The organism is Microbacterium sp. Au-Mic1 (assembly GCF_021341785.1).
Taxonomy (GTDB): Bacteria; Actinomycetota; Actinomycetes; order Actinomycetales; family Microbacteriaceae; genus Microbacterium.
The window spans coordinates 109,392-123,468 of the sequence record NZ_JAJTTF010000005.1 but is presented as its reverse complement, the minus strand read 5'-3'; the positions used below and the strand labels follow the sequence as shown (position 1 = coordinate 123,468).

The 14,077-nt window shown below is 70.1% G+C and carries 12 protein-coding genes and 1 pseudogene; 4 read left to right on the top strand and 9 right to left on the bottom strand.

All coding sequences use genetic code 11. The features are described from left to right. Window positions 1–12 precede the first annotated feature (12 nt). The 3 genes from LXM50_RS08355 to LXM50_RS08345 all read right to left on the bottom strand — a co-directional run bounded on the left by LXM50_RS08355 (window position 13) and on the right by LXM50_RS08345 (window position 3,481). Window positions 13–393, bottom strand: coding sequence for a DUF779 domain-containing protein (locus tag LXM50_RS08355; protein WP_233310854.1), 381 nt, complete (start codon window positions 391–393; stop codon window positions 13–15). 74 nt (window positions 394–467) lie between these two features. Then, on the bottom strand, window positions 468–2,018 hold the full coding sequence (locus tag LXM50_RS08350; RefSeq protein ID WP_233310853.1) for an aldehyde dehydrogenase family protein: 1,551 nt from the start codon (window positions 2,016–2,018) through the stop codon (window positions 468–470). A 140-nt stretch (window positions 2,019–2,158) separates the two neighbouring features. Beyond that, window positions 2,159–3,481: a helix-turn-helix domain-containing protein gene (locus tag LXM50_RS08345; protein WP_233310852.1), complete on the bottom strand. Its 1,323-nt coding sequence runs from the start codon at window positions 3,479–3,481 to the stop codon at window positions 2,159–2,161. A 141-nt stretch (window positions 3,482–3,622) separates the two neighbouring features. Here LXM50_RS08345 and LXM50_RS08340 point away from each other — a divergent pair. From LXM50_RS08340 to LXM50_RS08330, 3 genes and pseudogenes are all read left to right on the top strand, one after another. Continuing rightward, a pseudogene (locus LXM50_RS08340) lies at window positions 3,623–3,931 on the top strand (PadR family transcriptional regulator); the annotation flags it as partial. Between the two features lie 125 nt (window positions 3,932–4,056). Further along, complete coding sequence (locus LXM50_RS08335; RefSeq protein WP_233310851.1) at window positions 4,057–5,154, top strand: hypothetical protein; 1,098 nt, start codon at window positions 4,057–4,059, stop codon at window positions 5,152–5,154. Between the two features lie 3 nt (window positions 5,155–5,157). Continuing rightward, window positions 5,158–5,307, top strand: coding sequence for a hypothetical protein (locus LXM50_RS08330; RefSeq protein WP_233310850.1), 150 nt, complete (start codon window positions 5,158–5,160; stop codon window positions 5,305–5,307). 69 nt (window positions 5,308–5,376) lie between these two features. Here the strand turns inward: LXM50_RS08330 and LXM50_RS08325 are convergent, their stop codons facing one another. Both LXM50_RS08325 and LXM50_RS08320 read right to left on the bottom strand, forming a co-directional pair. Beyond that, window positions 5,377–6,819, bottom strand: coding sequence for a CCA tRNA nucleotidyltransferase (locus LXM50_RS08325; protein WP_233310849.1), 1,443 nt, complete (start codon window positions 6,817–6,819; stop codon window positions 5,377–5,379). Between the two features lie 130 nt (window positions 6,820–6,949). Continuing rightward, window positions 6,950–7,261 (bottom strand): hypothetical protein, encoded by a 312-nt coding sequence (locus tag LXM50_RS08320; RefSeq protein WP_233310848.1) that lies wholly within the window; start codon window positions 7,259–7,261, stop codon window positions 6,950–6,952. 63 nt (window positions 7,262–7,324) lie between these two features. On the opposite strand from LXM50_RS08320, the gene LXM50_RS08315 reads away from it, so the two are divergent. Continuing rightward, window positions 7,325–9,190 carry an alkaline phosphatase family protein gene (locus tag LXM50_RS08315; RefSeq protein WP_233310847.1) on the top strand — a complete coding sequence of 622 codons (1,866 nt, stop codon included), beginning with the start codon at window positions 7,325–7,327 and terminating at the stop codon, window positions 9,188–9,190. Between the two features lie 76 nt (window positions 9,191–9,266). Here LXM50_RS08315 and LXM50_RS08310 read toward each other — a convergent pair whose 3' ends face one another. The 4 genes from LXM50_RS08310 to LXM50_RS08295 all read right to left on the bottom strand — a co-directional run bounded on the left by LXM50_RS08310 (window position 9,267) and on the right by LXM50_RS08295 (window position 13,842). After that, window positions 9,267–10,130, bottom strand: coding sequence for a polysaccharide deacetylase family protein (locus LXM50_RS08310; protein ID WP_233310846.1), 864 nt, complete (start codon window positions 10,128–10,130; stop codon window positions 9,267–9,269). A gap of 141 nt (window positions 10,131–10,271) precedes the next feature. Further along, window positions 10,272–11,186 (bottom strand): alpha/beta hydrolase, encoded by a 915-nt coding sequence (locus LXM50_RS08305; protein ID WP_233310845.1) that lies wholly within the window; start codon window positions 11,184–11,186, stop codon window positions 10,272–10,274. A gap of 22 nt (window positions 11,187–11,208) precedes the next feature. After that, window positions 11,209–12,264: an LLM class flavin-dependent oxidoreductase gene (locus LXM50_RS08300; RefSeq protein WP_233310844.1), complete on the bottom strand. Its 1,056-nt coding sequence runs from the start codon at window positions 12,262–12,264 to the stop codon at window positions 11,209–11,211. 39 nt (window positions 12,265–12,303) lie between these two features. Then, entirely contained in the window at window positions 12,304–13,842 is a 1,539-nt protein-coding gene (locus LXM50_RS08295) for a methyltransferase (protein ID WP_233310843.1), read from the bottom strand. Between the last annotated feature and the right edge of the window lie 235 nt (window positions 13,843–14,077).

Sequence of the window (14,077 nt, the reverse complement as noted above, 5' to 3'; positions counted from 1 at the left end):
CCGGGCGCTCGGTCAGGCCAGAGCGAAGTGCTCCAGCTCGGCCTGATCGAGCATCCGCGAACGGGTCAGGAACCGCTTGCCCGTGGGCGACTCGACGCTGAAGCCGGATCCACGTCCGTCCACGACGTCGATCGTGAGGTGCGTGTACTTCCAGTACTCGAACTGCGACGCGGACATGTAGACGGGCACGGACTCCTCGAGGCCGACGTCGAGATCACCGAGCAGCACGTCACCGGATCCGGTCAGGAACATCCCGACCGGATAGCACATGGGTGCGGAGCCGTCACAGCAGCCTCCGGACTGATGGAACATCAGGGGGCCGTGCTGCGCGGTCAGCTCGCGCAGCAGCGCCGCCGCCTCGGCTGAGACAGCGACCCGGTGGAACTCGGGCATCGCCCACTCCTCTCGTGATGCCGGGCAGGAGCCCCACGAAGGGGGCTCCTGCCCGTCCTGGGGAAGGATCCGGATCAGAAGAAGCCCATCGGGCCCTCGGCGTAGGAGACGAGGAGGTTCTTCGTCTGCTGGTAGTGATCGAGCATCATCTTGTGGTTCTCCCGGCCGACGCCGGACTGCTTGTACCCGCCGAACGCGGCGTGCGCCGGGTACTGGTGGTAGGTGTTGGTCCAGACGCGGCCGGCCTCGATCGCCCGACCGGCCCGGTAGGCGGTGTCGCCGCTGCGACTCCACACACCGGCGCCGAGGCCGTAGAGGGTGTCGTTCGCGATCGAGATCGCGTCGTCGAAGTCGGAGAAGCTCGTCACCGACAGCACCGGACCGAAGATCTCCTCCTGGAAGATCCGCATGTCGTTGGTGCCCTCGAACACGGTCGGCGCGACGTAGTAGCCCTCGCTGAGGTCACCGCCGAGATCGACGCGTTCCCCGCCCGTGAGGAGCCGCGCTCCGCCCTGCGTGCCGATGTCGATGTAGCTGAGGATCTTCTCCAGCTGGTCGTTCGACGCCTGCGCGCCGATCATCGTGGTGAGATCCAGGGGGTTTCCCTGCACGACCTTCTTCACGCGCTCGAGTCCGTCGGCGAGGAAGCCGTCGTAGATCGAGCGCTGGATGAGCGCGCGCGACGGGCACGTGCAGACCTCGCCCTGGTTGAGCGCGAACATCGTGAAGCCCTCGAGCGCCTTGTCGTAGTACGGGTCGGCCGTGGAGCTCGCGACATCCTCGAAGAAGACGTTGGGGCTCTTGCCCCCGAGCTCCAGCGTGACCGGGATGAGGTTCTGCGACGCGTACTGCATGATCAGGCGCCCGGTCGTGGTCTCCCCGGTGAAGGCGACCTTGCGGATCCGCTTGTGCTGAGCCAGCGGCGCGCCCGCCTCGATGCCGAAGCCGTTGACGATGTTCACGACGCCGGCCGGCAGCAGATCGCCGATGATCTCGAACAGGAACAGGATCGATGCGGGGGTCTGCTCGGCGGGCTTGATGACGACGCAGTTTCCTGCGGCGAGCGCGGGCGCGAGCTTCCAGGTGGCCATGAGCAGCGGGAAGTTCCACGGAATGATCTGTCCGACCACGCCGAGCGGCTCATGGAAGTGGTACGCGACGGTGTTCTCGTCGAGCTGGCTGATCCCGCCCTCCTGCGCGCGCAGCACGCCGGCGAAGTAGCGGAAGTGATCGACGGCGAGGGGGATGTCTGCCGCGAGCGTCTCCCGGATCGGCTTGCCGTTCTCCCACGTCTCCGCGATCGCGATGGCCTCGAGGTGCTGTTCGATGCGGTCCGCGATCCGGTTCAGGACGTTCGCGCGCTCGGCGGGACTGGTCTTGCCCCAGCTCGCGAACGCCTTCCATGCGACGTCGACAGCGCGGTCGATGTCCTCGCTGGTGCCGCGGCCGACTTCGGTGAAGGGCTTGCCGTTGACCGGGCTGATGTTCTCGAAGTACTGGCCCTTGACGGGCTCGACGAACTCGCCGCCGATGTAGTGCCCGTAGCGCGGGCGGTAGTTCGCGAGCGCGCCCGGCTGCCCGGGTGCCGCAAAGGCGGTCGACACGCTCTCCTCGATGATCGTCATCGCGTCTCCTTCGACGTACCGCGGCTCCGATGCCGCGCGGGTTGATGTGTGCCTCGACGGTAGGCGCGCGCACGTTGCACCCGGATGCGTCACGTTGCATCGGGTTGCACGTCCTCGCGCCGAGGACGCGAGGTGAAGGGTCAGTCCTGCTCGAGCCGTTCGATGCGGCTGACCAGGCCGGCCCGCCTCGGCGAGCGCGCCGGCAGGAGCTCCAGACAGAGCCGCAGGATCTCGGCATCCTCGGATCCCTCGGGGATCTCCGCGTACGACAGCAGCACGTCCACGCTGGCCTCGGTGCGCATCGTCTCGCGCAGAGTCGAGCGCAGGCTCTCGCGGTACTCCTCCACGCCCGGGGAGGTCGAGTCCGGCAGCACCGGACCGCGGTAGGCGCTCAGGGCGACACGGTGCGCGCCGCGGTCGAGCAGCGACAGCACGTCCTGCGCGTCGGTCTCCAGCGGCACCGTCAGCCGGTAGGGACGCGACTCCGGCACGAGCGCGGGCCAGATCCGCTCCAGAGCTTTGCGCAGGCGCACCATCTCCGGCCGCAGCGTGTCGGCCGAGGACCCCTCTCCGTAGACGAACTCGGAGAGACGCTCGGCGGACAGCCCCTGCCGGTGCACGGCGAGCAGCAGCAGGATCTCGGCGTGCCGCGCGCTGAGCTCGACCGACCGCTCGCCGTCGGTGCTGAACACCTCGAGCCGGGCGCGATCACGACCCAGCACCCGCAGCGCGGCGCGCTCGGGCACCGGTCGCCGCCGCGGCGCCGGAGCGGCGGCAGCCGCGGGAGCTGCTCGGGCCCGCAATCGTGCCACGAGCAGCTCGGCCTCGACGGCGCGGGCGGTGGCGTCGACCAGCATACGGGCCTGCGGACTCGCGGCTTCGGGTCCGCCGGTGACGTCGATCACTCCGAGGATGCGGCGGTCCTCCGGGTCGAACACGGGCGCGGCGGTGCAGGACCACGGCTGCACCAGGCGGTTGTAGTGCTCGGCGCCGTGGATCTGCACCGAGGCGCCGAGTTCGAGCGCGGTGCCGGGGGCGGAGGTGCCGACCGCCCGCTCCGACCAGTTCGCCCCCTCGACGAAACCCATCTCGCCGGACAGGATCCGCTGGTTCAGGTCGCCCTCGACCCACAGCAGCCGCCCTGCATGGTCGCCGACCGCGACGATGACGCCCGAATCGTCCGCGGATCCGGGCAGCAGCAGCGCGCGGATCGTGTCCATGGCGCCCGCGAGGGGGTGCGCGAGCCGGTAGGCGTCGAGGGCGTCCGCAGCGAAGTCGAGCGGCGGGAGGCCTTCGGCCCCGACCCGCTGCCGCCACGAACGCTCCCACGACTCGCGCACGAGTGCGCGCACGTTCTGCAAGCGGCCGTCGGCGATGTTGCCGGCGACGAGCTCCTCGTGCGCGCGCTCGATGAGCAGGCGCGCGGGCGCCGGCTCGCGGGAGGGCTGCCAGCCAGAGGACACAGGGTCTCCGATCGTCGGCGACGGAGTGGGTCCAGTGTACGGCGGCCGGATCCACCGGAGACTGTGCCGCGCTCGGCACTACTGTGCGTCGCGTGGTAGTGTGCGGAGCAATGCAGTTCCCGACCCCGATGAGGAGGCCGAATGGACACGACACAGTTGCTCAAGGGCGTGCTGGATCTGGCCGTGCTCGCCGTCGTGCGCGATGAGGACGGATACGGCTACGACATCGTGCGGCGCCTGCGCGATGCGGGAATCGGCGACGTCGGCGATGCGTCGGTCTACGGCACGCTGCGCCGGCTCTACTCCGGCGGAGCCCTGTCGAGTTACGTCGTGCCGTCCGACGGCGGCCCGCACCGCAAGTACTACGCCATCAACACCCAGGGCAAGCAGATGCTCGACGAGCAGATCGCCACCTGGTCGCAGTTCGCCGTCGCGATGTCGGGGCTGCTCGCACCGCACGTGCCACCCGCGACCGCCGCCCCACCCGGATCCACCGCGGCGGTCGCCCCGACATCGCCCGCCCTGTTCCGTCCGCCCGCCAACCCGACCGGCATCCTCACCGAAGGAGCTCAGCGATGAACGACACGACCCTCACCGCCGCCGAGCGGATCCTCACGTTCGCCGATGCCGTGCGCGCGGAACTCGCCGATCTGCCCGCGGAGGAGGTTGACGACCTCGTCGAGGGTCTCGTGGGAGACCTCACCGATCAGGCCGCAGATCACGACGGCGCGATCGACCTGGGCGATCCGGTCGCGTACGCCGAAGAGCTGCGCGCCGCAGCGGGGCTGCCCGCACGGGGTCCGGTCGTGGACACGAAGACGCCGTGGCGCGTGCGCCTCGCCGCCATGGGAGCACGCGTGGCCGGGCGGATCCGGTCCTCGGCATTCGGCGCCTGGCTGCTGGATCTGCTGATCGCGCTGCGACCGGTGTGGTGGGTGCTGCGCGGGCTGGTGCTGGCAGCTCTCATCGCCATTCCGGCCGGGCTCGGCCCGCGCACCATCCTCGGCTATGGAGGTTTCCCTGCGCAGGTGTTCACGTGGGGGTTGTTCGGAGCGATCATCCTCGTGAGCGTGCAATGGGGTCGTGATCGCTGGTTGCCCAGGTCGGCACTACGCCACGTGCGGACAGTCGCCAGCGTCGTCGCCGTGCTGTTCCTTCCACTGCTGTTCTCGCCCGCCATGTTCGGCGCGTACAACGCTGTCGCCTATCCGCCGGACTCGGGCTACACGCCGGCTCCCGGCCTGCAGCTCGATGGCACGCAGGTCGGCAACATCTTCGTCTACGACAAGGACGGCAACCTCGTCGAAGGGGCGCAGCTCTACACCGAGCGTGGCACACCCGTGAATCTCTTCGGGGCCGACAGCGAGAATCTGAACGACGGGATGGGGCGAGTCATGGGCGTCGACGGGCAGAACTCCGTGGTGCCGATGCGGGATGCGCAAGGTCGGGCGGTGTGGAACGTCTACCCGCTGCGTCTTCGCAGCTATGAGGACATCAACGCGGGCAGCCACGGCACCATAGTCGCGCCCCAGCCCCCGTTCTTGCGCGCCCCGGATCGCGCGCTCACGTGGACGCCCCAGCCCACCCCGGGCGCGACGATGCTGCCCACTCCGACCCCCGCTCCGACGGTCGCCACCCCCGCGCCGTCACCGACCTCCACCCCGGCGGGCTGAGCCGTGGCCGAGCCGCGCATCGTCTCGATCGACCTCACCCACCTCGTGGAGGCCGCGCTGCGCGGCAACGGCGGTGGGAGTCCGACCGGCCCGAACTCCGTCGATCCCGCGCAACAGCGTCAAGCCCCGTCGGAGGCACCGCAAATCGACTGAGCTTCGCACCGGTGCGGAGTGGACGACGTGACCGCATGGAGGGTCAGTCGGCCGGTCGCGCGCTGATCCTCAGCCTCGCGCGGCCCACCAGTCGCGCAGGCGCTTCTCGGCGACCTCGGGGCCGATGACCCCTTCGTCGAGGCGCAGCTCGAGCAGGAACCGGTACGCCTCGCCGACCTCGCGGCCCGGGGCGATGCCGAGGATCCGCTGCACGTCGTTGCCGTCCAGTTCCGGGCGGATCGCGTCGATCTCCTCCTGCTCGCGGAGGGCCGTGATCCGTGCCTCGATGTCGTCGTAGGCCGCGGCGAGACGGGAGGCCTTGCGTCTGTTCCGCGTGGTGACGTCGGCACGAGTGAGGATGTGCAGCCGTTCCAGCTGGTCCCCCGCGTCGCGCACGTAGCGCCGCACCGCCGAATCGGTCCATGCCCCTTCGGCGTAGCCGAAGAAGCGCAGATGCAGCTCGATGAGCTTCGCCACCGCGTCGGTCGATTCCTTGTCGAATCGCAGCGCCTGCATGCGCTTGCGCGCGAGACGGGAACCCACGACGTCGTGGTGATGAAAGCTCACCGCTCCCCCGGGCTCGAGCCTGCGGGTGCTGGGCTTGCCGATGTCGTGCAGCAGCACGGCGAGACGCAGCACGGCATCGGCCGGCTCGCCGGGGTGCCGGGCGTGCTCGAGCGCGATCGCCTGCTCCAGCGCCGTGAGCGAGTGCTCGTAGACGTCCTTGTGGTGATGGTGCTCGTCGACCTCCAGTCGGAGCGCGCTCACCTCGGGCAGGAACTCGTCGACGAGACCGGTGTCGACGAGGACGCGGATGCCGCGTACCGGATCGTCGGACTGCAGCAGGCGGATCAGCTCCGCCTGCACGCGCTCCGGGCTCACCATGCTCAGCGTCGACCGCAGCTCGGCCATCGCGGCGAGCGTGCCCTCCTCGATGCCGAAGCCGAGCTGGGCGCTGAACCGGGCTGCACGGAGCATGCGCAGCGGGTCGTCGCCGAAGCTCACCTCGGGGGCGGTGGGGGTGCGCAGCAGACCCGCGATCAGGTCCTCGACTCCCCCGGTCGGATCCACGAGCCGCTGCTGCGGGACGAGGAACGCCATGGCGTTGACCGTGAAGTCACGGCGCACGAGGTCACCGTCGATATCGTCGCCGAACGACACGACGGGCTTGCGCGTGACGCCGTCATAGGCATCGGCGCGGTAGGTGGTGATCTCGACCTGCTCGGAAGGACCGCCGGGCGAGGGCACCTTGGCGCCGATCGTGCCGAACTCACGGCCGATGTCCCACTGCGTGGTCGAGATGGGCTTCACGATGCGGAGGATGTCGTCCGGGCGGGCGTTCGTGGTGAAGTCGAGGTCGTGCGTGGGCCTGCCGAGCAGCGCATCGCGCACGGGGCCGCCGACCACGGCGAGGTCGAAACCGGCGTCGGCGAACGCCGTGGCCAGGGTCCGCACGACCGGATTCTCAGCGAGGGCGCCCAGGCGCGCGAGGGAATCGGCCATGTTGAGCATGGTCTCCAGGGTACCGGGGTGGGCTCGGCCGATGCCGAGCAGGCGGATCCGCTCGTTCAGGAACCGGCGCTGCGACCGGTCGAAGGGCAGGCCCTGCCGCGCACGCGGATCCGGTCGCGAGCGGCCGTCCTCAGAAGGTCGGGCCGGTGGATCCCGGGAACGGCGTGCCGCCCACGTCGCGGATCGCCTGCTGCTGGGCCTGCATCTGCCGGATGATCATGGTGCTGAGCACCAGCGCTCCGAGGAGTGCGACCGCGATCATGATCCACATGCCGAGGTCGGGGTCGACGAGCTTGAGCACGTAGACCACGACGACGGCGCCGACCAGCACTGCGCCCTCGATGCACGCGAACGCCACGAACATGCGGGCACGCCTGCGGGCGAACTCCTCGGTGATCCGGCGCACCTGCGCCTCGGTCGAGTAGTCTGCGGGGCCGGTCATGCTCCGACCCTATCGGGACGCCGGACGCGATCCGGGGCGCCGGCCGCTCAGTAGGATCGCGGCATGGTCAGACGCAAGAGCTCCCCTGCCCCCGGCGACGGATCATCCCACCCGGCCGACGGTTCCGCTGACGCGCGGGAGAATGCGGGCGGCCTGCCGGAGAACGGCGGGGACGGCGCGGACGGCACCGGCGACGGAGTGCTCGAGGGTCGCTCCCGGTCTCGCCGCGACTTCCTGCGCATCGGCGGCCTGACCGCTGCGGGGGCGGTCGTCGGCGGCGGCGCAGGCGCTGCGGCCGGCTACGCCCTCGGCCAGCGCAACGGCTTCGAGGAGGCGCTGGAGGACTACGGCGCGCTCGCACCGCGGCACGCGCCGGGGTTCGACCACATCGTGGTGGTCATGGGCGAGAACCGATCCTTCGACAACCTGCTCGGCTACCTCTATACGAAGGAGAACCTGCCCGAGGGAAAGGACTTCGAGGGCCTCGACTTCGGCGAGTACTACAACGAGCTCGACGGCGTCCGCTACGACGCCCATGTCTACGAGGGTCCGACCGACCAGATCATGACCTGGCCGGATCCGGATCCGGGCGAGATGTATCCGCACGTCAACACCCAGCTGTACAACGTGATCAACCCGGCCGAGAACGCCGACCTGTACGACGGCGGCTTCCAGGCCCCGTACAACCACCCCGAGGACGGCCAGGAGCCGACCATGAGCGGCTTCGTCACCGACTACCAGGTGAACCTCATGCGCCTGAAGCACGGCAAGGAGCCCAGCGAGGACGAGCGCAAGCGCATCATGGGCTCTTTCTCGCCCGAGATGCTGCCGACCGTCTCGACCCTCGCGCGCGAGTTCGCCGTGTTCGACCACTGGTTCTGCGCGGTGCCATCGCAGACCTTCTGCAACCGCACGTTCTTCAACGCATCGACCTCGCACGGGTTCGTCACGAACCACGAGGGCGGCGATTACGACAAGTGGCTGAACGCGCCGAAGTCTCCGACGATCTTCAACCGTCTCGAGGAGGCGGGCCTGACGTGGAAGGTCTACTTCGACGAGCTGCAGATGGTCTCCTTCACCGGTGTGCTGCACGCACCGGTGCTGGAGAAGTTCTGGCGCACCGAGCACTTCGGCACCATGGACGACTTCTACGCCGACGTCGAGCACGGGGAGCTGCCCGCGTACTCCTTCATCGAACCGCGCATGATCTACAACCACAACGACTTCCACCCGCCGTTCGGGGCGCGCCGGCAGAGCGATGTGGACGGATCCGACGTCATCAACAGCGCGTTCTCGGACGTGCGCGCCGGTGACGACCTCGTGCACGACATCTACGACGCGATCCGCACGAGCAGGTCCACGAAGGGATCCAACGCGATCAACACGCTGCTGCTGATCACGTTCGACGAGCACGGCGGCACGTATGACCACGTCGTGCCGCCGAAGGCGACGCCACCGGACAACTCCGGCACGGGCGAGATGGGCTTCGAGTTCGACCGCCTCGGCTGCCGGGTGCCCGCGATCGCCGTGTCCGCGTACACCCGCAAGGGCACCATCGTGAATGACCAGATGCATCACGGATCCGTGATCGCGACGCTCACCCGCCTGCACGGCCTGAAGCCGCTCACCCGCCGGGATGCGACCGCCAACGATCTGTTCCAGATCATCAACCTGGACAAGCCCCGCCACCCCGCGGACTGGCCCGTGACGACCTCTCTGTACACGCCGCCGAATCCGGAGGCGAAGGCGCCGCACCCCGCGCACGCCCACGCCGGAAAGCCGCTGACCCCGCCTGCCCAGGGGCTGCTGGGTCTGCTGCTCGCGCGCTACGGGCTGCCGGAGGACCAGGAGCCGCAGACGTTCATGGACGCGTACAACCTGCTGCACAAGCACGGCAAGGGCCTGTTCGGCGCCCCCGAGGAGGACTGAGGTCGACCGGAAGAGGAGTCACGGCGGGCGCGCGCGGCCGGCGAGATCCCCGGCATCGCCCTTGTCGTCGCCTCGATCACGGGTGCTGCGGACTGCTGAACACGTGATTCAGGGTCACCGTTGTCAGCCGACGCTCGGCGATGATCGCTGCGAGCTGCGGAAGAACCGTCGTCACGGGCGCGTGGTTGAGGTGCCCGATCACGATGTGCTGCGGCAGGAACCATTCGCCACCCAGTCGGAGGATCTCTTCCGCCGGGATCAGGCCGGAGTCGGCGAGCGTGCCGTACCAGAGCGTGGGTGCGGTGTAGCCGATCGATGCCGCCGCCGCCCGGACCCTGCCGCTGTGGAAGCCGTAGGGCGGCCGGTAGAACGGCCGCGCGTCCACTCCGAACAACTCGCCGATACGGTCGTGCGCGCGCTGCAGTTCGTCGCGGATCCGGTTCTCCGAGAGAGAGGTGAGATCAGGATGCGACCAGGTGTGGTTGCCCAGCTGCACCTGCCCTCGGGCCACCAACGGCTTCAGGATGTCGACGTTGTCGGCCCATCCTGGGTAGGACGCGGTGACGAACAGAGTCAGTCGCGTGCCCGTCACTGCCGCGAACTCCGCATAGGCCCGGATGACGGACGAGTCTGCGCCGTCGTCGACGGTCCAGGCCAGAAGTCCGCCTTTGCCGGGCAGGGCGGTGAACGCCTCGAACGGCGCGGGAGTCCGTGTCCACGTAGATCCGAAGGCGGCGATCGTCGACGCGTCCTCGGGCGCTGCCGCCACATCGGGGCGCGTGACGAGACTGGTGCCGATGGGCGACGGTGTCGCGGATCCGGCGAGACCGGCTGACGAAGGAACGACAGACGGGACATCGCCGCAGGCCGTGAGCAGGGACGCGAAGGCGAGTCCCCCCGCCCCGAGAAAGGCCCGTCGGCCCCACGTCTCGCCGCTCATCCTCGCTTCCATTGCGACGTAGGGTAGCGCACCGTCGTGACGTGCCGGAGACGGCTTCGGCACACGTCCGCTCGGAGGCTCTGCACCCGGGGCGGCGATCTTCGCGCATCAGGAGAAGCGCTGCGCTGGGCGCGGCCGATGTCACGGAGCCGCCCGCACTCCATCAATCAGACGCTCGGCCAGGAAGACGGCGGCGCGATCGAGGGCGCGATCGGCCGCGGCGAGCCTTCCCACCGCCGTCTGATAGTTGTGCGGAGCCCGCGCGGCGGACTCCAGGGTCACGTCGACGTCGGCATGGGCGGCGTTCACGGCGAGACGGAGCGCATCGTCGTGCAGCAGCTCTCTGCTGCCCACCTGGATCAGCAGCGGCGGGAGCCCGCTCAGATCAGCGAAGACGGGGCTCGCCAGCGGTAAGCGGGCCGCACGGGCGGCGTCGCCTTCCGGGAGGTAGCGGTGCACGGACGCCGCGATGTCGTCCGGGCGGAACAGCGGATCGTCCCCGTCACGCCCGCGGAACGAGGCGCCGCTCAGGGTGAGGTCGGTGTGCGGGGAGAAGACGGCCGCCGCGACCGGCATCTCGAGCCCGGCCTCTCGCGCGGCGATGAGCGTGGCCACCGCGAGTCCGCCTCCCGCCGAGTCGCCGGCGATGAGCAGACGGCCGGCACCGTGGCGCTCGACGAGGTCGGCGTACGCGGCGAGTGCGTCGTCCACCGCCGCGGGGAACCGGTTCTCCGGGCCCAGCCGGTAGTCGAGCGAGTACGCCGTCGTGTCCGTGCGCACTGCGAGGCCCGCTGCCATTCCGACCCCGGTCTCCGCGGATCCGAGGACGTACCCGCCGCCGTGCAGATAGAGCAGGATCCCGTCCCGGGCGCCCTCCGGGCGCAGCTCGATCGCGGGCCGGCCCCCCAGCGGACGCCGGGCGGAGACGACCCCCGCCGGTGGCAGGACGGCGCCGCGCGCGAACGCGTCCCTCATGTCCTGCACGGTGGCGTCGGCCGGAAAGCGGTTCTGCGCGTAGCTCTCGGACAGCTGGTCGAACTCGACTCGCGTCTGCATGCTCCCGAATGTAGACGGAGGCTCAGACAGCGTCGCCCTGCACCGGGCCCTCGGTGTTCGGCTTCCAGCCCAGCGCCGGAGCCACGTGCTCGGCGAACGCCTGCAGCACGTGCAGGTTGTACTCGGGTCCGAGCTGGTTCGGGATCGTCAGCATGAGGGTGTCGGCTGCCATCACGGCCTCGTCCTGCTTCAGCTGCGCGATGAGCACATCGGGCTCAGCCGCATAGGTCTTGCCGAACGTCGAGCGGAAGCCGTCGATCACGCCGACCTGATCGCCGCTCTCCTCGCTGCGCAGCCCGAAGTAGGCGCGGTCCTGGTCGGTGATCAGCGGGAACACGCTGCGGCTCACCGACACGCGGGGCGCACCGCTGTGACCGGCCTCCTTGTAGGCGGCGCGGAACAGGTCGATCTGCTCCCGCTGCAGCTCGTGGAACGGCTGCCCCGTCGCCTCGGTGAGCAGAGTGGAGCTCATCAGGTTCAGGCCCTTGCGCCCGGTCTCCTCCGCGGTGGCGCGGGAGCCCGCTCCCCACCAGATGTGGTCGCGCAGCGTCGGCGACTGCGGCTCGATCGCCAGGTACCGGCCTGCGCCCACCATGCGCGGGTCACCGGGTGCCACGCCGGCTCCGTCGATCACCTGCAGGATCAGGTCGAACTTCTCGCGGGCCATCACGCCGCCGCGCTCGGGATCCTCCTCGTCGTGGAAGCCGAACGTCTCGTAGCCGCGCAGCGCGGTCTCGGGTGAGCCGCGGCTGACGCCGAGGGCGATGCGCCCGTCGGCGATCCAGTCGAGCGCCGCTGCCTCCTCGGCGAACTGGAACGGATTCTCGTACCGCATGTCGATGACGCCGGTGCCGACCTCGATGCGCCTCGTGCGCGCGGCCATCGCGCTCAGCAGCGGCATGGGCGACGCCGCCTGGCGGGCCCAGTGGTGCACGCGCACGTACGCGCCGTTGACGCCGATCTCGTCGGCGCCCTCGGCGATTTCGATCGTCTGGCGCAGCATGTCGCCGGCCGTGCGGGTCGTCGACCCCGGCACATCGCCGTAGTGCCCGAACGAGAGGAATCCGAAAGCCTTCATGATTCATTCAAACGCATGGATCCGGACATGCATTCCCTTTCAGTGCTCGGCGGGGATCAGGAAGCCGTCGGTCACGAGCACGCGCAGGCGCGGCTCGAGGTCGGCCCAGAGGTCGGCGAGAGGAACCTCGAACAGGTCGGCGAGCGCGGACACGATCTGGACGACGGTGAGGTCGCCGTCGCACGCGCCGACGAAGCCGGCGAGCGCGGGGTCGACCGAGACCGTGCGCCCGAATCCCCCGCCCTGGCGCAGTTCGATCACGCTCGGTGCCTCCTGGCCCGGCAGGTGATGGCGCGCCTCGGTCACGTCGGGCGCGACGAGCAGCACCTCCGGGACGCCGTCGGCGAGCGCATCGTGTCCGACCAGCCCGTCGCGGAACGCCCGGCCGGCACTCGTCACCGGCTGGGTGAGCGTCTCGAAGCGGCGCAGCGGGTTCGCCGGCGCGCCGGAGTCCACCCCGGCAGGTCGGCGGATCAGCACGTATCCGAATCCGATCTCGGTCACGCCGCGGACGGCGAAGTCGGCGAGCCACGCGTCCAGCAGCGGTTCGAATGCGGCGTCACGCGGCGTCGTGCCGCCGTCGCGGATCCACAGCTCCGCATAGCCGAGCGGCGACAGCGTCTCGCGCTGCACGACCCAGGCGTCCAGGTCCGGGGCGATCCAGGACTCCAGACGACGGAGGCCGAGCAACGATCCGATCGACTCCCAGTTGCCGAGCAGCTGCGCGGAGCCGCCGGGCACGAGATGCGCGGGCGCCTGCGCCACGAACGCCTCGACGAGCGCGTCGCCCACGAGTCCACCGTCGCGGTACTCGTACTCGGGGACGTCGGCACCGCGCGGCGTGATCACGAACGGCGGGTTCGACACGATGAGCCCGAAGCTCTCGTCCGCGACCGGCTCGAACATGCTGCCCTGACGGAACTCGATGTTGTGCACGCCCGCGAGCATGGCGTTCAACTCGGCGTAGGCGAGGGCTCGCGCCGAGATGTCGGTGGCGACGACGGATCCGGCGTGCCGGGAGACGAGCAGCGCCTGTATTCCGCATCCCGTGCCGAGGTCGAGCGCACGCTCGACCTCGAGCGGCATGACGAGCGACGCGAGGGTGCGCGAGGCGCCGCCGACGCCGAGCACATGGTCGGGCGGCAGTGCGCCGCCCCCGTCCATGTGGTGCAGGGCCAGTTCGTCGAGGTCGCTGGCGATCCACCACTCGCCGACCCCGTCCGCGTCGACGAAGGACTGCGGACGGATCAGAGCAGCCGGCACCACGACGCCGTCATCGCGGTAGCCGAGCCCCAGGGTCTCGAGCCCGTCGACGCCGGTGCGCGCGAGCGCCGCTGCGACATCGGCCTCCGGCTGCGGCATGCCCAGCACGAACAGGCGGCCGAGCGTGGCCAGGGCATCGGTGCGCCCCTCGATGGCCGCGAGCAGCGGCGAGCGGACGCCCCGGGCGAGTGCGTCGTCGGCCTCCGCACCCCACGCGGTCCGCAACGGCTCGGAGCGCAGGTCGGCGGCGTCGAGGTCGGCGGCGAGCGCCGCGCAGAGCACGGAATCGGGGCGGGGCAGGAGGTGTCGGACCACGGCGCCAGCCTACGCGGGGGCTGCGCGGTCTCCCCGGAATCGCGGGTGGCCGGGGAGGTCGGCCGACCTCCCCCCGGGATCGTTGAGCGAGGACGCCGCAGGGGACCGAGCGCCGTACTGAGCGAGCGCAGTGAGTCGAAGTGTCGAAACGCCATTCCGCAGCGGAACGCCGTTTCGTCTCCCTCCTCGCTGCGCTCGCTCGCTCAACGCCCCCGCACTGCCGACCTGCTGGCAC

What these genes read in the sequence shown, in the direction of transcription:
- LXM50_RS08305 (WP_233310845.1), bottom strand. Translation starts at nt 11,186, where the DNA reads ATGCAGACGCGAGTCGAGTTCGACCAGCTGTCCGAGAGCTACGCGCAG.
- LXM50_RS08355 (WP_233310854.1), bottom strand. Translation starts at nt 393, where the DNA reads ATGCCCGAGTTCCACCGGGTCGCTGTCTCAGCCGAGGCGGCGGCGCTG.
- LXM50_RS08300 (WP_233310844.1), bottom strand. Translation starts at nt 12,264, where the DNA reads ATGAAGGCTTTCGGATTCCTCTCGTTCGGGCACTACGGCGATGTGCCG.
- LXM50_RS08350 (WP_233310853.1), bottom strand. Translation starts at nt 2,018, where the DNA reads ATGACGATCATCGAGGAGAGCGTGTCGACCGCCTTTGCGGCACCCGGG.
- LXM50_RS08310 (WP_233310846.1), bottom strand. Translation starts at nt 10,130, where the DNA reads ATGAGCGGCGAGACGTGGGGCCGACGGGCCTTTCTCGGGGCGGGGGGA.
- LXM50_RS08325 (WP_233310849.1), bottom strand. Translation starts at nt 6,819, where the DNA reads ATGCTCAACATGGCCGATTCCCTCGCGCGCCTGGGCGCCCTCGCTGAG.
- LXM50_RS08320 (WP_233310848.1), bottom strand. Translation starts at nt 7,261, where the DNA reads ATGACCGGCCCCGCAGACTACTCGACCGAGGCGCAGGTGCGCCGGATC.
- LXM50_RS08315 (WP_233310847.1), top strand. Translation starts at nt 7,325, where the DNA reads ATGGTCAGACGCAAGAGCTCCCCTGCCCCCGGCGACGGATCATCCCAC.
- LXM50_RS08335 (WP_233310851.1), top strand. Translation starts at nt 4,057, where the DNA reads ATGAACGACACGACCCTCACCGCCGCCGAGCGGATCCTCACGTTCGCC.